Origin of the sequence: Acinetobacter sp. YH01004 (assembly GCF_013420455.1) — a bacterium.
GTDB lineage: Bacteria > Pseudomonadota > Gammaproteobacteria > Pseudomonadales > Moraxellaceae > Acinetobacter > Acinetobacter towneri.
The window spans coordinates 97,648-116,361 of sequence record NZ_VOXZ01000003.1 but is presented as its reverse complement, the minus strand read 5'-3'; the positions used below and the strand labels follow the sequence as shown (position 1 = coordinate 116,361).

Annotated in this window: 15 protein-coding genes; 12 read left to right on the top strand and 3 right to left on the bottom strand. The window is 40.5% G+C overall.

The window, feature by feature from the left end:
* Positions 1 to 63: 63 nt before the first annotated feature.
* Positions 64 to 1,029: a M28 family peptidase gene (locus FTT71_RS03305; RefSeq protein WP_373683476.1), complete on the top strand. Its 966-nt coding sequence runs from the start codon at positions 64 to 66 to the stop codon at positions 1,027 to 1,029.
* A 354-nt stretch (positions 1,030 to 1,383) separates the two neighbouring features.
* Here the strand turns inward: FTT71_RS03305 and lon are convergent, their stop codons facing one another.
* Both lon and FTT71_RS03295 read right to left on the bottom strand, forming a co-directional pair.
* Entirely contained in the window at positions 1,384 to 3,810 is a 2,427-nt protein-coding gene (gene lon, locus FTT71_RS03300) for an endopeptidase La (protein ID WP_131260796.1), read from the bottom strand.
* Positions 3,811 to 3,957: 147 nt separating this feature from the next.
* Positions 3,958 to 4,554, bottom strand: coding sequence for a 5-formyltetrahydrofolate cyclo-ligase (locus FTT71_RS03295; RefSeq protein WP_026438444.1), 597 nt, complete (start codon positions 4,552 to 4,554; stop codon positions 3,958 to 3,960).
* A 351-nt stretch (positions 4,555 to 4,905) separates the two neighbouring features.
* On the opposite strand from FTT71_RS03295, the gene FTT71_RS03290 reads away from it, so the two are divergent.
* The 7 genes from FTT71_RS03290 to FTT71_RS03260 all read left to right on the top strand — a co-directional run bounded on the left by FTT71_RS03290 (position 4,906) and on the right by FTT71_RS03260 (position 13,619).
* Positions 4,906 to 6,156 (top strand): YncE family protein, encoded by a 1,251-nt coding sequence (locus FTT71_RS03290; protein ID WP_096902747.1) that lies wholly within the window; start codon positions 4,906 to 4,908, stop codon positions 6,154 to 6,156.
* A 97-nt stretch (positions 6,157 to 6,253) separates the two neighbouring features.
* Positions 6,254 to 6,751 carry a hypothetical protein gene (locus FTT71_RS03285; RefSeq protein ID WP_004970693.1) on the top strand — a complete coding sequence of 166 codons (498 nt, stop codon included), beginning with the start codon at positions 6,254 to 6,256 and terminating at the stop codon, positions 6,749 to 6,751.
* 518 nt (positions 6,752 to 7,269) lie between these two features.
* The gene (gene lldP / locus FTT71_RS03280; protein ID WP_180072515.1) at positions 7,270 to 8,940 is read left to right on the top strand and encodes an L-lactate permease; all 1,671 of its coding nucleotides are present in this window, start codon (positions 7,270 to 7,272) and stop codon (positions 8,938 to 8,940) included.
* Between the two features lie 24 nt (positions 8,941 to 8,964).
* The gene (gene lldR, locus FTT71_RS03275) at positions 8,965 to 9,714 is read left to right on the top strand and encodes a transcriptional regulator LldR (protein ID WP_004970689.1); all 750 of its coding nucleotides are present in this window, start codon (positions 8,965 to 8,967) and stop codon (positions 9,712 to 9,714) included.
* Positions 9,711 to 10,865, top strand: coding sequence for an FMN-dependent L-lactate dehydrogenase LldD (gene lldD, locus FTT71_RS03270; RefSeq protein WP_016659249.1), 1,155 nt, complete (start codon positions 9,711 to 9,713; stop codon positions 10,863 to 10,865). The genes lldR and lldD overlap by 4 nt, the downstream gene beginning before the upstream one ends.
* Before the next feature lie 90 nt (positions 10,866 to 10,955).
* Complete coding sequence (dld, locus tag FTT71_RS03265) at positions 10,956 to 12,671, top strand: D-lactate dehydrogenase (RefSeq protein ID WP_035311162.1); 1,716 nt, start codon at positions 10,956 to 10,958, stop codon at positions 12,669 to 12,671.
* 48 nt (positions 12,672 to 12,719) lie between these two features.
* Positions 12,720 to 13,619 (top strand): LysR family transcriptional regulator, encoded by a 900-nt coding sequence (locus tag FTT71_RS03260; RefSeq protein ID WP_004970549.1) that lies wholly within the window; start codon positions 12,720 to 12,722, stop codon positions 13,617 to 13,619.
* Between the two features lie 105 nt (positions 13,620 to 13,724).
* Here the strand turns inward: FTT71_RS03260 and FTT71_RS03255 are convergent, their stop codons facing one another.
* The gene (locus tag FTT71_RS03255) at positions 13,725 to 14,276 is read right to left on the bottom strand and encodes a ricin-type beta-trefoil lectin domain protein (RefSeq protein ID WP_019837853.1); all 552 of its coding nucleotides are present in this window, start codon (positions 14,274 to 14,276) and stop codon (positions 13,725 to 13,727) included.
* A gap of 381 nt (positions 14,277 to 14,657) precedes the next feature.
* Between FTT71_RS03255 and FTT71_RS03250 the strand changes: the two genes are divergently transcribed.
* From FTT71_RS03250 to FTT71_RS03235, 4 genes are all read left to right on the top strand, one after another.
* A complete protein-coding gene (locus FTT71_RS03250) occupies positions 14,658 to 16,232 on the top strand; it encodes a sensor domain-containing diguanylate cyclase (protein WP_180009250.1) in 1,575 nt (524 codons plus the stop codon).
* A 42-nt stretch (positions 16,233 to 16,274) separates the two neighbouring features.
* The gene (locus FTT71_RS03245; RefSeq protein ID WP_004970544.1) at positions 16,275 to 17,405 is read left to right on the top strand and encodes a TIGR00341 family protein; all 1,131 of its coding nucleotides are present in this window, start codon (positions 16,275 to 16,277) and stop codon (positions 17,403 to 17,405) included.
* A 179-nt stretch (positions 17,406 to 17,584) separates the two neighbouring features.
* Complete coding sequence (locus tag FTT71_RS03240; RefSeq protein WP_179988910.1) at positions 17,585 to 17,962, top strand: diacylglycerol kinase; 378 nt, start codon at positions 17,585 to 17,587, stop codon at positions 17,960 to 17,962.
* A gap of 59 nt (positions 17,963 to 18,021) precedes the next feature.
* Entirely contained in the window at positions 18,022 to 18,705 is a 684-nt protein-coding gene (locus FTT71_RS03235; protein WP_179994041.1) for a phosphatase PAP2 family protein, read from the top strand.
* The last annotated feature ends 9 nt before the right edge of the window (positions 18,706 to 18,714 follow it).

The following is an 18,714-nucleotide window of genomic DNA, read 5'->3' as shown; positions in this document are numbered from 1 at the left end:
CAACAGGCTGTTGCTTTAATACTCAGCAATCTTATTGGTCTTTTTTGTCTTGGAATTATCAGCATGCGCGCGTTTCAAAGTCAGCAGTTATATTCATGGATATTGGGCGCGGGTATGGGATTGATGACCACTGCTACATTTGCTGTGCCTGAGGCTCAATGGGCAGAACCAAACAATTTGCAAGTCTATATGCAGCAAGTGATTGGGCAGCAGGGTTTGGGTAATTCCGAACAGTATCGTCATTATAAAAATGTGATTGAACTGAATCGGGTTTCGGCATGGATTCGGGAACAAATGCGAGTATTTGGAATTCCGTGTCAATTTCAAAATTATGTGGTCAATCAGCAAAGCTACCGCAATGTGGTGTGCAAATTGAATATCGGTGCTGCGCAAAAAACGATTTTTGGTGCGCATTACGATGTTTATGGGCAGCAGCAGGGGGCAAATGACAACGCTTCTGGCGTTGCAGGTGTAATCGAAACAGCACGAATTTTGGCGCAGGAAAAGAATAAACTTAGTCAAAATGTTGAATTTGTTTTTTATACCTTGGCAGAGCCACCATTTTTTAAAACCGAGTCGATGGGCAGTTTTATACATGCCAAATCTGTGCAGGCTGAAAAGGAAAAAATCCGTGCGGTGTATGTGCTGGATATGATTGGTTATTACGATAAAAATTTGGTGCAAAATTACCCAATCGGTTTAAAGTGGATTTACCCAAGTCATGGCAATTTTATTGTGGCATTGAGTAATATGCAATCACGTGAAATGAGTGCAAGCTATTGCAATACAATGCAGCGTTTGAACCAGTTGCAATGTGAGCGCGTGGTGGCACCGACTTTCATCAAGGGTATAGATTTTTCAGATCATTTAAATTATTGGAAATATGATATTCCAGCTATTTTAATTACCGATACGGGCAGTTATCGCAGCTCACTTCGCCACACCACAGGTGATACTTTAAAAACAGTAAATTTTGAAAAAATGGCACATGTCGTGAATGGCTTGGTTGCACAGATTTTATCACCTTGATGATTGATCGCAGCGCATAAAAAACGCAGCCCTGAATTGAAATAGGACTGCGGTTAAAAGGTCATCCACCTGGAGATATGGATGACCAGACCATGAAGCACACTTCAATCAAAAGCGTCTGATCAATTTATCGGTCTAAATAGACCAAACAAGAAACATACAGCGCGATGTATCTTAAATTTATATATGTGGATGGTTTGCCTATTTTTCAAGGAAATTGAATTAAAAACAGACTATCCATTTTAAAAATAATTAAAAAATTATTCAATTATTTTAAATCCAGAATCTAAATACAACAAAAGAGCACCGAAGTGCTCTTTTGAGATGTTCTATGCTTAAAGCAGAGTAACTTGCTTAATGACGTGCGGCTTTGCCTGCTGCTACTGGCTTCACAATCGGTGCCTTGGTTAAAGGCTTAGGCATACTGGTCAGTGCCAAAGGCAAGATTTCATCAATGCTTTTCACAGCCTTGATTTCCAAACCTTCTTTGACATTGTCTGGAATTTCAGACAAGTCACGCACGTTTTCCTGTGGGATAAATACCAGTTTGATACCACCACGATGTGCCGCAAGAAGTTTCTCTTTCAAGCCACCAATGCGCATTGCACGACCACGTAAGCTGGTTTCGCCTGTCATGGCAATATCAGGACGAATTGGAATATCTGTAAATGCAGATACCAATGCCGTAGTCAATGCCAAACCTGCAGATGGACCATCTTTAGGTGTTGCACCTTCTGGCAAGTGTACGTGTACATCGGTTTCGGCAAATACATTGGCTTCAATGCCTAAACTGTCGGCACGGGTACGCACAACGGTCATCGCGGCTTTGATTGACTCTTGCATCACATCACCCAATGAACCTGTGGTGATGAAATTACCTTTGCCTTTCATGGTTGCCACTTCAATGGTGAGTAATTCACCACCCACTGAAGTCCAAGCCAAGCCATTTACACGACCCACTTCGGCTTCTTCTTCTGCCATACCATAGTCAAATTTGTGTGGACCAAGGTAGTCAGGCAAGTTTTGTGAAGTCACATCTACCTGTAGGTTTTTGGCTTTTTTGCTGACTGCTTCTTTCACCACCTTACGGGCAATTTTTGACACTTCACGTTCCAGACTACGCACACCTGCTTCACGTGTATAGCGCTGCACAATGTCACGAATCGCTTCTTCATGAACCGTCAATTCTTTAGCACGCAAGCCATTATTTTTGATGGCTTTAGGGACAAGATAGCGTTCTGCAATATTCACTTTTTCATCTTCGGTATAACCCGGTAGACGAATTACTTCCATACGATCTAACAGAGCTTCTGGAATATTCATGCTGTTGGCAGTACAAATGAACATCACTTCAGACAAGTCTAAGTCTAGATCTAAATAGTGATCATTAAACTTGTTGTTTTGTGATGGATCAAGTACTTCTAACAAAGCAGATGCAGGGTCGCCACGGTAATCCTGTGCCATTTTGTCAATTTCATCGAGCAAGAACAGTGGGTTCTTCACACCAACTTTAGTCAATGACTGCACAATTTTACCCGGCATCGCACCAATATAGGTACGGCGGTGACCGCGAATTTCCGCTTCATCACGTACGCCGCCTAGCGCCATGCGCACGAACTCACGTCCAGTGGCTTTTGCAACCGATTCACCCAGTGAGGTTTTACCTACACCCGGAGGACCGACTAAGCACAGAATTGGACCTTTGAGTTTTTTCACGCGCGACTGCACAGCAAGGTATTCCACAATACGGTCTTTGACTTCATCTAAACCGTAATGGTCGGCATCTAAAATTTCTTGTGCTTTCGCCAAGTTAATGCTGACTTTGCTGGCTTTGTTCCATGGCGTATCTAAAATTACTTCCAGATAGTTACGTACCACAGCCGCTTCGCTAGATGCAGGTTGCATGGCTTTTAGCTTACGGAACTCAGCTTCTGCTTTTTTGCGGACATGTTCTGGCAAGTCTGCTTCGGCCAGACGTTTTTCAATTTCAGCGACATCATCTTCCGCACCGCCGTTCATATCGGACAGTTCGCGTTGAATGACTTTCATCTTCTCATTCAAGAAGTATTCACGCTGATTTTTTTCCATCTGGCGTTTAACAGAGTCATGCAAGGTTTGCTCAATCTGCTGTTCTTCAGACTGTTGCAATAAATAAGTCATTAACTCGGTCAAGTGAGCTTCAAACTCATCGTGCTCAAGGAATTTTTGTTTGACATCAATATTCAATGGCACACGGGTTGCAACAAAGAACAACAACTGCAATAAATCTTCAATTTTATTGGCAGCAGCAATCAGTTCACGTGCATTGCGTAATTTTGCTTCTGCATATTGCGCAAATAAGGCACGTAATTCTTGCAAACGTGTTGCTTGGGTATTTTCATCCATCGCAACAGTCATTGGGCTCAAGCTGTGTTCTGCAGTCAAATACGCGTCTTCATCAATAATTTTTTCGAGTTTGGCGCGGTATAAGCCTTCAATCAGCACTTTGATACAGTTTTCATCATTTTCGTGATTCACAACTTGCACAATCTTCGCGACAGTACCGTATTGATATAAATTGTCGTGATCAATTTCTTCTGTAAGCGAATCTTTTTGCGCAACTACAAATACTAGATTGTCACTGTTACGAGCCACATCAACTGCATTGATCGATTTTTCACGACCTACAAATAGCGCGATTTGCATGTGTGGATAAACCACCACATCACGTAGCGCTAAAAGCGGTAATACACTTGGAACCTGAGGCTCTAAGGTTTCTTGATTCATAATAATTTCAGACATGGGCACTCCTAATGAGTGACAACGGTGTTGCCATGTTTTTAATAGTGATGGGTATTTTTTAAAATACAAGGGCAGGTCAACACAAATTGTTTAAAAAGTAGCTAAATATGTGATTTTAAATTGATCTATTCAGTCAAAATGATCAATTTAGCGTTTCAAGGTGCGTTTAAACTGTAAAAAATGTTGTGGAGTTAGTAAGGCATCTACAGGTTGATCCCAATTTTCACGTGGCAAGCGTGTATGAATTAGCTGAAAATCATGTGCAATCCCTAAGCGATAAGGATGCTGCGGGGCAGAGGCTAAAGTGCGGTCATAATAACCACCGCCCATTCCAATGCGGGTGCCATGCGTATCGCAAGCCAATAAGGGCATCAAGACTAAATCTAAATGGGAGATGTGTTTTCCGCGACTTGTTCTTGGTTCTTGCATCCCCAAACGATGATGGGCAAAGCGACGCTGACGATATTGTTGTGGGGTGATTTGTACCCACACCAAGTGTTGATTCATATTGCAAATCATGGGCAAATACACTTGTTTGCTATGCGCGAAGCAATATTCAATGATGCGGTGTGTATGAATTTCACCAAAAGCATGTAAATACATACCCACTTTTTTTGCGTACTGAAATTTTGGCAGTCGTATTAGCCGCTGCAAAACAGCTTGCTGTGCGTGTTGCTGTTGGGTGCGCGTGACCGCTCTGCGCTGTTGTCGAAGCTGTTTACGCAAGGTTTTAAGTTCCAACAACTGCATCTCGGCACATCCTTATATTCTTGAGTTTAAATGCTTGAATGGGTATGGGATTACTGTCATTTCATCGACAAAAACAAGCTTTTATCATACTTGGCATTTTAACAGGATGTGATGCTGTATTTCTGTTTATCTGAAAATTGACCTGCTATCGGATAGTCTAGCTCGAACCCTAGACGCAAAATTACAAAAACTCTTATGCTATTGCCCAATCAATGCCACGCCAACAATCTTCAAGATCGCTTCAAGATGGATTAGGCAGGCTTCAGTTAAAAACAACAAATATGTAAAAACACAAGCCAAAACAAAAACAACACTTTCATTTTGCTGTTCAGGGAGAACAAGAACATGAATTATTCCAACAAGGTGTTTAAACATCTACTTCAAGGCGTGCTGGCTTTAGGAAGTTGTGTCAGCGCACAAAGTTATGCAGATTCGACCTATTTACCGCAGCCACCGAATACCCAACAAGTCTTTTTTGTCGGCAATAACTGGGATGGCACAGTGACGGTGATTCACCCTTCACAAGACTTTGGCAAAGTGGGTGTGGTCAATATGATTCCTGACCGCAAAGAGCGTTTATTAGAAATTCATTTAAATCCAGTGAAATTGATTGCCTACACTTACATTCAACAAACTGCAGGTGAGGGCAATGACCAGTTGGTGGATGATATGTATTCCACGCCAGATGGACAGTCGATTGTGGCTTCACGTCCAAGTTTTGCCGATGTGGTATCCATCAACATTAAAACGGGCAAAATTAATTGGCGTACGCCAGTCGAAGGTTTCCGCGCAGACCACATGGCGGTTTCACCAGATGGACAACGTGTTGCTGTGTCGGCATCGTCAGGTAATGTGGTGCATGTTTTAGATATTCATACAGGTAAAGAATTGGGGCGTTTTGCAACAGGGGATAAGCCGCACGAAAATATTTACTTTGCAGGTGGAACGAAAATCTTAAACTCTGCGATTGGTAACGTAGAAACTTCGATGGATGCACAGTGGCAAGATTTTACCAAAGGTAAGCGCTTTATTACCATTGCCGATGCCAACAATTATAAAGTTCTGAAAAAAATTGATTTCCGACCTGCGTTAGATGCCTTTGGACGTAAAGATTTATCCAACTCAGTGCGTCCTATGGTGCTAAGTAAAGATGAAAGCAAACTTTATGCGCAGGTTTCATTTTTTAATGGTTTGGTGGAATACGACTTAAAAACCGATAAAGTCACGCGTATTGGACAATTACCGGGCAGCAGTACAATTCCAAAAGACCGCAGCAAATGGGTAAATGATTCACGTCATCATGGTTTATCCATCAGCGCAGATGGCGAAAAACTCTGTGTGGCAGGCACGATGGATGATTACGCGACCATTGTAGACCGTCAGAGTTTAAAAGCAGGCAAACTGATTCCTGCAGGTAAACCATATTGGGCAACCCGTAGCCCAGATGGAAAAAGCTGTGTGATTTCAGAAAGTGAAACCGATGTGGTAACGGTGATTGACTTTGCTACGGGAGAAAAAGTCCGCAGTGTGCCAGTGGGGAATCACCCACAGCGAGTGCGTTTGGGTTATGCACCAAGCGATTGGTCGACGCCGTAATTTTTAGGCCGATCATAACAGGCAAAGCATGCTAAGGCGCTCAAGACGATATTTGAATTGAGCGCATTTTAGGATGGTTTGCTTATGGAGCATGCACATGAATGGGACTCGATGGCTCGGTATTGGCTTTTTTGTTTTGGCGGTCGCGGTGTTGTTTACCGTGGTGTATGTATTTCAACCACCGAATAAGACTGTTTCGGAAACAGTGTGGGTGAAACCGAACACGGCTTCCACAGAGATAGAAACAACGCAAAGTCTATATTCAGATGAATCTGAAAATGTACTGGAAACAAACGCTATGCTAGAGCGTGCTGCGGTATCTGCAGTTGAAATGCAGCAATTAATCCAGCAACGTGATCAGTTGTATTTAGGCTTTAAGCAAATTAGTACAGGTTTAAGCCAAGGGCAAAAGCCTGATTTAAACCGTGTACAAAGTATGTTGCTACAGCAGGAACAATTGGTACAAGCAGGCGTATTAAGAGCAGAAGATGCAATGAACTATAGCCAGTTTTTAAAGCAAATTTTACCTGAAATTGCAGGGCAAATTGATTTGCATATTTCGCGTTTAAAGCGCCTGAACGTGGTGACAGGTTAAGCCACAGTAAGGTGTGAGTTGCTGTTATAAATACACGATGACGCCATTGTTGCAGTCAATAATGGCGTTATTTTTTTGTCTAAAAAATTCTTTTAATCCACATGTTTTTAAGCCGAATAGCGGCCACTTGAGCTGAATTTATCCATGATTCCTTTGATCAAGCGTTCAATTCATCTTAGAAGAAAGCACACGTATTTTACTGTATTAGACGAAAGTTGTATAAGGCTGTGCCGAATAAATTTGGTTTTTCCTTCCTCTTAAAAACTACAGAAAAAACAAAGTTTAAATTTTTCTTCACCGTATTTTTTATGCTGCGAACAAAGATCATCTTTATTTAAATTGGTATGACCATATGAATAAACAATCCAACCAATATTGACATTTATTTGTATAAAACTATTATTTGTTGCAAATGTTAAGAGTATTTTGATTTTTATCTTAATATTGGTCAGACCAAAATTAGAATTTTATCTATATGCTTAGACCTATGTTTACGTTTGAGTGAGCATTTCAAGGAGATGACAATGCTTCAACATTGGCAACAGATCTACGATCCAATGGCAAATATTTGGATTTCGAGTCTTATTGCATTAATCCCGATTATCTTTTTCTTTCTGGCATTGGCTGTATTTCGCTTAAAAGGAAGTGTTGCGGGAACAATTACGGTTATTTTGGCGTTATTGGTGTCGTTATTTGCCTATGGCATGCCTGCACCAATGGCTTTTGCTTCATTGATCTATGGCTTTTTCTACGGTTTATGGCCAATCGCATGGATTATTATAGGCGCATTATTTTTATATAAAATCTCTGTAAAAACAGGGCAATTTAACATTATTCGCTCATCTATTCTGTCGATTACAGAAGATCAGCGTCTCCAGATGCTATTAGTCGGCTTCGCGTTTGGGACATTTTTAGAAGGTGCAGCGGGTTTTGGGGCGCCAGTGGCAATTACTGCAGCTTTATTGGTTGGTTTGGGCTTTAAGCCTCTATACGCTGCGGGTTTATGTTTGATTGTGAACACTGCACCGGTTGCGTTTGGCGCGATGGGGATTCCAATTATTGTGGCGGGTCAGGTTTCGGGTGTAGAAACCATGGAAATTAGCCAGATGGTGGGGCGTCAGTTACCATTTATGGTGCCTATTGTGCTGTTCTGGATTATGGCAATTATGGATGGCTGGCGCGGTGTGAAAGAAACTTGGCCTGCAGTGTTGGTGGGTGGTGGTGCTTTTGCCATTGCACAATACTTGACCTCTAACTTTGTTGGGCCTGAGTTACCTGACATTACAGCTGCAATTGCCTCTTTGATTAGTTTAACGGTCTTATTTAAATTCTGGCAGCCAAAACACATTTTCCGTTTTAGCGATGCAGACACAAAAGTGGATGCCAACTTGGTTGCAGAACAACAGCGAAAATACAGCATGGGGCAGATTGTTAAAGCATGGTCACCTTTTGCAGTGTTAACGGTGATGGTCACCATTTGGAGTATTAAACCGTTTAAAGATTTATTTGCCAAAGATGGGGCAATGCATGACTGGGTAATTTCCATCAAAGTGCCATTTTTACATCAATTGGTGCAAAAAATGCCGCCTGTGGTTGCTGAAGTTAAAGACTACGATGCAATCTTTAAGTTCGATTGGCTGAGTGCAACAGGGACTGCAATTATGATTGCGGCTGTCATCACCATCATTTACTTAAAAATGAAACCACGTGAAGCGGTTAAAACTTTTGCAGAAACCATCAACGAGCTAAAAACACCAATTTATTCGATTGGGATGGTGTTAGCTTTTGCTTTTATTGCCAATTATTCAGGCATGTCTGCGACTTTGGCACTGGCTTTGTCACACACAGGCAATGCTTTCACATTCTTCTCGCCATTTTTAGGTTGGATTGGAGTGTTCTTGACAGGTTCAGATACATCAGCCAATGCCTTATTTGCTGCCTTGCAAGCCACAACTGCACAGCAAATTGGTGTACCAGAAGTCTTGTTGGTTGCTGCCAATACCAGTGGTGGAGTAACAGGCAAAATGATTTCACCACAATCGATTGCAATTGCCTGTGCGGCAGTGGGTTTAGTCGGAAAAGAATCGGATTTATTCCGCTTTACCGTGAAACATAGTATCACGTTCACCGTTATGATCGGTATTATTATCACTCTACAAGCTTATGTATTCCCATGGATGATTCCATAATCACATGCACAAGAGGATAGCCGCATGAAAGTCTCCGACAAAGTTGTACAAGACCTGCGCACACTGGTTGAAAAAAATCAGATGCAAGTCGGAGACCGATTGCCTGCCGAAAGAAAGTTATGTGAACAACTCGGGGTTTCCCGTTCCTCTTTGCGTGAAGCCATTCAGCAATTGACCAGTCAGGGCATGCTGGTCAGCAAAGTTGGAGCGGGTACTTTTTTGCAACAGTTACCCACCAATTGGTCGCAATATCAAATTGTGCAGCCTTTAAGTAACCTGATTGATGAAGACCCTGCTTATCGTTTTGATGTGCAGGAAGCTCGAATGGTGCTTGAAGGTGGTACGGCATGGTATGCCGCACAGCGGGCAACTGCTGAGGATTTGAAAAACATCCGTGCCTGTTATGAGCAAATCGCCCACTTTCAAATTTTAGGTGATGACGATCAGGCAGCAATTGCCGATGCCAAGTTTCATTTGGCAATTGCCGAAGCATCGCACAATTTGGTGCTCATTCAAATGATGCGTGGCTTATTTGATTTGTTGCAATACAACGTAGTTTTGGGCAGACGCAAAGTCTATACCGAAGCCCACCGTTTCGATCAGTTGCACGATCAACACTTTCAAGTGATGGATGCAATTGAACGCCAGGATCCAGAAGCTGCCCGTTCGGCAGTGTGTGGACATATTGAATTTGTAGTTCAACAAGTACGCATGATAGACGAGGAAGATGCGCGTCGTCAGCGTGCGAGTCGATTAAACAGGATAGCGCCATGATTATTTCTTCTGCGAATGATTACCGCGAAGCAGCGAAACGCCGTTTACCGCCATTTTTATTTCACTATATTGATGGAGGTGCGTACGCGGAACAAACGCTGAAAAGAAATGTGGAAGACCTTTCACAGATTGCCTTGCGCCAACGTGTTTTGAATGACATGTCGGCTTTGAGTTTAGAAACCACCTTATTTAATGAAACCTTGTCAATGCCTGTGGCTTTGGCACCTGTGGGTTTAACGGGCATGTATGCGCGCCGTGGTGAAGTGCAGGCTGCAGTTGCAGCTGACAAAAAAGGCATTCCGTTTACTTTATCTACCGTGTCGGTATGCCCAATTGAAGAAGTGGTGCCTGCCATTTCACGGCCAATGTGGTTTCAATTATATGTATTGCGTGACCGTGGTTTTATGCGTAATGCTTTGGAACGTGCTAAAGCAGCAGGCTGTTCAACTTTGGTCTTTACAGTAGATATGCCTGTGCCTGGCGCACGTTATCGGGATGCACATTCGGGCATGAGTGGTCCAAATGCTGCTATGCGCCGCTATATGCAGGCAGTGATGCATCCAAACTGGGCATGGGATGTTGGCTTACTAGGTCGTCCGCATGACTTGGGCAATATCTCTAAATACTTAGGCAAACCAACAGGACTTGAAGATTATATTGGCTGGTTAGGCAATAACTTTGACCCATCTATTTCATGGAAAGACTTGGAGTGGATTCGTGAATTCTGGGATGGCCCAATGGTCATTAAAGGCATTTTAGACCCAGAAGATGCTAAGGATGCTGTTCGTTTTGGGGCTGATGGAATTGTGGTGTCCAATCACGGTGGTCGTCAGTTAGATGGTGTGCTCTCGACTGCACGTGCTTTACCGCCAATAGCCGATGCAGTAAAAGGAGATCTAAAAATTCTAGTGGATTCAGGTATTCGTAATGGCCTAGATGTGGTGCGCATGTTGGCGATGGGTGCGGATACTTGTATGCTCGGACGTGCCTTTATTTATGCACTAGGTGCAGCAGGTGGGGCGGGTGTGAGTAATTTACTCGAATTGATTGATAAAGAAATGCGAGTCGCAATGACCTTAACGGGTGCTAAAAACATTCAAGCGATTAACTCAGATTGCTTGGTACAACTTGAGCGTGAACTGAAAGGCTAAATTGCCAACAGGAGCGATCAATCCATCAACCGATGCATTTGGCTGAATCGCTTAATTGTATTTTTCACCTTGTTTCAGGACTTGTACACTATGCCACAGACAATTTCTTCTGCAACACAATTTGATGCTGCAGCAACCCTCAAAAACTTGGTCGATATTGTGGGAAAAGCGCATGTATTGACCCATGAATCAGATACTCGTTTATATCGTCAAGGGCGACGTTTTGGCGAAGGACAGGTTTTTGCGGTGGTCACGCCAGGTTCTTTATTGCAGCAGTGGCAAGTGTTACAAGTGGCTGTGGCAGCAGATTGCATTATTATTATGCAAGCCGCCAATACTGGACTCACGGGTGGTTCTACCCCTTTTGGTGATGACTATGATCGTCCTGTAATTTTGATCAACACCCAACGTTTAAAAGGTATTCAGCTCATCAACGATGCCAAGCAAGTGATTTGCTTGCCTGGTGCAACATTGGATGCTTTGGAACAGCAATTGGCGCCGCATCAGCGTGAGCCACACTCAGTCATTGGTTCATCTTGTATTGGCGCTTCAGTGTTGGGCGGGGTATGTAATAATTCAGGTGGTGCATTGGTCAGACGTGGTCCTGCCTATACTGAGTTGGCCTTATATGCACAAGTCGATGCACTGGGCGAGTTGCAACTCATCAATCATTTGGGGGTGAATTTAGGGAACTCGCCAGAAGAAATTTTAACCAAACTTGAGCAACAACAATATCGCCCTGAAGATATTGAATATTCGGAACATTGTTGTGCTTCAGATCAGCGTTACGTGCATGATGTTGCCCAAGTCGATGCCGATACGCCTGCACGGTTTAATGCCGACCCGAGCCGTTTGTTTGAAGCTTCGGGTTCGGCAGGTAAAGTCTGTGTGTTTGCAGTGCGTTTGGATACATTTGAGAAAATTCCGAGTCAGGTGTTTTATATCGGCAGCAATCAGCAGGATGATTTAACCGCGATTCGCCGTTTTTTATTACGTGATTTGCCGCGTGTACCGATTGCTGGCGAGTATATTCATCGAGATGCCTATGACATTGGTGCAGAATATGGCAAAGACAGCTTCTTGTTTATCGAGAAGTTTGGCACCAGTAAAGTACCTGCAGCTTTTGCCATGAAAGATAAAGTTGATGGTTTTCTAACCCGTTGGGGCATGCGTGGATTGTCGGATAAAGTTTTGCAAATGTTCACGAAACTACTGCCAAATCATTTACCAGAACGCATGAACCAATTTCGTGATTTGTATGAACATCATTTAATTTTGCGCATTGAGCAGCAAGATGTTGCGGCAGTACAGCAGTTTTTAATGGATTATTTTATCACGCGCAATTCCGGCAGTTTTTTTCTATGTAATGAAGATGAAGGCCGCAAGGCTTTTCTGCATCGCTTTGCAGTGGCAGGTGCTGCAATTCGTTATCGTGATACACATCGAAATGAAGTGGAAGACATTGTTGCTTTAGATATTGCGTTAAGACGTAATGATCAGCAATGGGTTGAAACCTTGCCCGAAGAGTTGGAGCAGGCGATTATACATAAGTTGTATTATGGTCATTTTTTATGTCATGTCTTTCATCAGGACTATATTATTAAAAAAGGCGTAGACCCGTTGGCGATGGAACATCAAATGTGGTCATTGCTTGATGCACGTGGGGCAGAGTATCCTGCAGAGCATAATGTTGGGCATTTATATGTGGCGAAGCCTGCCTTAAAGCAGCATTATCAAAAATTGGATCCGACCAATTGTTTTAATGTGGGCATTGGGCATAGCTCTAAATTAAAAGCTTGGCGTTAAATAAGGATGAAAACTGAGCAGTGAAACTGATTCTAAGGAAAGATGGATATGTTTAAGTTAGATAGCAAACTGCTACAGATTTTTTACTATGTATATAAATTAAAAAATGTGTCTGCAGCAGCAGATGCATTGGGCATGAGTCAGCCTGCGGTTAGTAACTGTTTAAATAAAATTCGTCAGCATTTTAATGACCCATTATTTTTAAGGGTTGGCAATGAAATGTTGCCTACAGAGTTGGCGAAACAGATTTTTTCACCGATTAGTGAAATTATTAATAAAATTGAAACGGTCAATAATTTTAAAGTCGATTTTGATCCGACACATTCCGATCAATTATTTACCTTGGCAATGACCGATGTTTCGCATTTGGTTTTATTGCCAAAACTGACCAAGTTTTTAAAAAAATATGCACCTTCAGTGCGGATTAAAATTCGTCCTATTACCCGTGAAACCAGTTATCAAATGGCAAATGGTGAAATTGATTTTGCGATTGGTTTTTTACCTGAGTTAGAGCAGGGTTTTTATCAGCAGCAATTATTTTTACAATATTATGTGGTGATTAGTCGTAAAGATCATCCACGTATTTGTGAAAAAAGTTTAGATGTTGAAGCTTATATTCGTGAATCGCATGTCGATGTAGATACCAGTATAGGTCACTACCATATTGAAAATGAATTAAGCAATCGTGGTTTAAGACGTAATATTCTAATGAGTATCCCAAGTTATTTAGGGGTCGGTTTAATTGTGCAAGAAACCGATATGATTGCGACAGTGCCTTATTATTTAAGTGAGGTGTTATTGGCACGCGGGAATTTACAAGTAGTGAGTGCGCCTTTGAATTTTCCAACCTATCCTGTACGACAATATTGGCATACGTCTTGTCATCACCAAACCAGTCATCAGTGGTTAAGAAAAGTGATTTTTGATTTGTTTAGTCAGCATCCTTAATTAATCGTATTTAAAGTAAAATTTTTATAATTTTTTAAATTATCATTCGCTAATTCCCTCATCTTCAAAAGAGCAGGCTAGGCTGAGGGAATTAGTGATTCTTTTTTATAAGGCAATAAAACTAAATTTCTGCCCACGATTTTGATTGCAGCTATACATTTTCATTTTTCCATTATAAATATCTAAACATTTGCCTGTATCTGCACTACGAATACGCTGACCATCGAGATACCATTTTTGGTTACTTTGTCCATTACAGGTATAAGCAATTACTTCAGCACCATCATGTTTCTGTTTTCCTGCTACATCTAGACATTTACCTTGCACGGTAATGCTTTGATCAGGATGGAAAATAAAATGCTGATTGGTACCATCATGACAATGTGAAGTCTGAATGGAACGTTGATTACTGCGACTAAAATCTACGCAGCGACCATCATAGGTTTTAATTTTGACTTTTTGTTGCCATGTTTGTGCAGGATAAGGCATAGGTGTTGGCATATAAATGGTTTGTTGTGCAGGACGTTCTACAGGTGTACTTGCTGGAATTTGAGGTTGAATGACGATATTGGGAATCTGCCCCGATGCTGTTCCGTCAACTACAATACATGCTGTTAAAAGTGAGCAACTGCTTATAGTGAAAAGTGTCTTAAACATAAGAGAAAACAATTTATTTATTAGGTGGATAGGATAAATTTAAAGCATGGAATAAATATTTATTTTTTGTAATTTTATGAGTAATTGACCCTAAAAATTTATCGAATAGACAAGGTTTTCAGCAAAAAATAAGAACGAAAAAATTCAAGTTGTCTTTATTTGTTATTAGTCGGTGCATTCTTAGGAAGTGTGTGGTAGAAATTGTATTTAGAGGATATATTTCTGATTTAGTTTGTGGTCAGCAACAAGCGAATTATCCAATTTGTTGAATTGAACATCAAAAATTCAACTATATTGCTTTAAAATTATGTGATTGAGTTGTAAAATTATGTGTTAAAGTTGGCAATTGTCACAGTTTTTGAATTTTTGGGGTAGGAACTGTTGAAACATTTTTTACTACGACTTGGATTGGATCTGCGTAAACTTATTTTAATTTCCACAATTTTAAGTGTATCAGGCTTATTTGTCGTAAGTATTTTTATTTTAAATTATGTAATTAAACAACAATTAATTCAAAATTCACTTTCGATCAATGAAAAATATGCAGAAAAAATTGCCACCAGTGCCAATCAACATTTTTCAGATATGCTGCAAGAGTTGGATTATAGTGCACGTTTATTAGAAAAAAAATTTTATAATACACAAGTTAGAAAAGAAGAAGTAAAACGCTTAAAAAATCAATCGAATAATTTTAATAGTGTTTTATTGGTAGAGCAGAATAAACATATTTTAGCTTATGCACCTAATACATTAAAACTTAATTTTAATCAGGCTTATAGTACCATTGGTATTGATGGATCTATTGAAAAAAAGAAAACTTATATTTCATCTCCCTATTGGTCTATAAGTAATAATTTAATCGTCATGATGTCACAACCTATTTATAATAAAACACATCAATATTTAGGCTTAATCAGTGGTACGATTTATTTACAGGAGCAGAACTTGATTAATACCATGCTCAATACTCAGTATGATTATAAAAAAAGTTATATGTATGTGATTGATCAACATAATCGTATTATTTTTCATCCAGATAAAAAGCGAATTGGTGAAAAAATTATCAATAATACAGGTTTGGATTATATTAATAAGAATACAAAGGGATCAATTCGTTTAAAGAATAGTTTAGGTATAGATAATTTGGCGGGTTTTGCACATATTCCAAGTGTAAATTGGATTGTAGTTTCTCAGCAGCCCACAGATGATTTACTTGCACAAGCTAATACGCTGATTTTTAAAGTATCGATTGGAATCTTCATTTTTTACTTTTTTATTTTTTTATTGATTTGGTATATCTCAAGCTTTATTTCTTCACCTTTGAACCGCTTGGCACGTATGGCAAGTATGCTCAATCATGCGGACATTGAAAATAAAATTAAAGAAGTTGATCCGTGGTATTTCGAGGTTTTAAAGTTTAGAACCTCATTATTAATGAGTTCGGAAACCTTTAGTGATCGGATTGCGGAGTTAAAACATCGTGTCAATACGGACCCATTAACAGGTTTATATAACCGTCGTGGTATGCAATTATTTTTAAATGAACTGCTAGAGACTCGTACCGAATTTGCAGTATTAGCCATTGATATAGATTTTTTTAAGCAAATTAATGATCAGTATGGGCATGATCAAGGTGATGTGGTACTTAAAACGCTCGCGCAAATAATGCTAACTAATTTTAGGGAACAGGATGTTTGCTGTCGTAGTGGCGGTGAAGAATTTCTAGTTTTAATGACGACTGCAGATGCAAATGTGGTGTATAAAGCTGCAGAGCGGCTTAGAAAAACCATGCAGGAAACTACGATTAATCAGATGGGTCAAATCACCATCTCTGTTGGCATCGCTTTTTGGCCTCGAGATGCAGAAGATGTTTCTGATGTACTGAAACTTGCAGATAATAAATTGTATGAAGCTAAACATGATGGGCGTAATTGCACAAAGTCTACGGCCGTATGAGGATTTGGAAAGATTCTTCTTTAGCTGACACGGAGGTATGCTTTGGAAAAAGATCAAGATCCAACGATAGTGGTTGAAGACAGTCCTGAACAAGAAAAATATGAACTTTTGAAAGAAAAGCTGAAATACAAACAGGCGGAGCGCGAAAATTCTAAAAAAATTGATCATAAACAAGTACGGTTGAACATTCAAGCGGATGCCTTACCAAGCAAAACCTTTTTTATAATGAATGCTTTGGCAGCGATTATTGCGGGCTATGGTTTATTGTCAAATTCAGCCGCAGTGGTGATTGGTGCAATGCTGGTTGCGATGATGCTAGGCCCTATTTCAGGTATGGCTTTAGCATTTATTGATAATCGATGGTTGTTTTTTAAAACAGCATTTAAAACCTTAGTTTTAGGTGTGTCGATGATTGTCAGTATTGGCATCATTTTAGGTCTTATCAATATTAACTTACCTATCACCCATGAAATTCTGTCTAGAACTCAGCCTACCATTATGGATTTAATGATTGCACTTGCGGGTGGTGCAGCAGGGGCATTTGCAGCCGTTTCACCACGTCTGTCTGTGGCTGTTGTTGGCGTTGCAGTTGCGACTGCTTTGGTACCGCCGCTGGTTGCAAGTGGCATATTAATTGCGCATCTGGAATGGAAACATGCAGCAAATGCTCTGCTGTTGGCACTGACCAATATTGTTGCTATTCAAATTAGTTCTTCACTGGTGTTATGGGCAGCAGGTTTTAGACGCGGTTCAGATGAAGAAGTAAATAGCACAGTAATTGAATTTATTAAAAGAAATATCGTGAGTCTTTTAGTACTTTTTGCGCTGGGTATCTATTTAAGCTTTAACTTTATGATGATGTTAAATAAACAGATGTATGAACATCAGGTAGAAAGCTTGATTGAAAGTCAATTTAATCAACATAATAATTTGATTGATACGGTGCAGTTTGATCGGCGTAAAGAGATGACTTTAATTCGCGTAGTCTTGCGTGGAGATATAGCGCCAAAACCTCAACAGATTTCTGCATTGAATCAAAAATTAGCACAAGACCCACGTGGAAAACCAAGTGTGGTTCAAGTGCGCTTTATTCCTGTGCAAATTATTCAAGCCAAAGAAAGTCCTGATTTTGATATTAAGCAAGTTGAAGCCGAGCAATTGATACAACCTTAGATTCAACAATAAGAAATTGATGGTATTTACAGCTTACTTTAGATGGAGTCTTATTATTCAATAGGCATTCATAATGTTACATATTACACAGATTTAATTTAATAGTCTCAAAAGGTTATATTTAAGCCAATTTTAAGCTAAGTGACTTAACATCGGATTTATTTCAAATCAGATTCACTATGCTTCCACGCTCTCCTTACAAAGGCACTTCTGGTTTACAAAGGATTTTGAATGCCACAAGCTATTCTTTGGCAGGGTTTAAAGCCGCCTTTCAAAATGAAGCGGCATTTCGGCAAATCATTCTGATTAATTCACTGCTGATTCCACTCAGTTTTTTCATGCCTGTTAGTCGTGTCGAACAAGTGATCATGATAGTGGTGTGTTTACTTGCCATCATTGTCGAACTGATTAATTCAGCCATTGAAGCTGTGGTCGATCGTGTTTCAATTGAGCAACATCCCTTGTCTAAAAATGCCAAAGATATGGGCAGTGCAGCGCAATTTGTTGCTTTGGCAATTATCGCATTGACTTGGGGTGCATGCCTGATTTCTGCTTAATTCCTTAAAAAACAAGCATAAAACAGACTTTAAAATAGATAGTGAGTTGAGTATTCCTCATGCGGCATCAGCATTCAAAATTTTTACTTCTTCAAGCAATTTTACTCCTTCTGAGTTTGCTGATATTGCTCAATTTCTTTAGCGTTGCAGGCAGGCTAGATTTATACCTCATTCAACCCTTTGTGGATGCTCATGCAGAATTTCCACTTCGACAAGACTGGGCATTGGCTGTATTAAATCATCGGTATGTCAAATATATCCTGATTGCAGTATATCTGAGCTATTTGCTGGCTTGGTTGCTGTCTTTCAGATTTCAAAAATTACGTGCTCGTCGTTGGGAGTTTGGCTATTTCTTTTGGATGGCGGTGATTTCAACCAGTGTGATTGCAATACTTAAATCGCAGTCGGCACATGCTTGCCCGTGGGATATGAGCATTGCCACAGCGCATGGCGTTTGGTGGGATTTAAGTGCAACGGCAGGGCATTGTTTTCCTGGTGGGCATGCCTCAAGTGGTTTTGCTTTATTGGTAGGATATTTTGTTTATCGGGTTGCTCAACCTAAACGTGCTTATTTTTTCTTAATTGCAGCATGTATTTTAGGCATGGGGATGGGCTGGGCGCAAATGATGCGCGGGGCACATTTTTTTAGTCATAATCTTTGGACAGGCTGGATTACTTGGTGTTTGAATGTGGTTGCCTATGCATTCTTGGCGCATAAATTGCACACTCAAAATCTAACTTAAAACCCGATC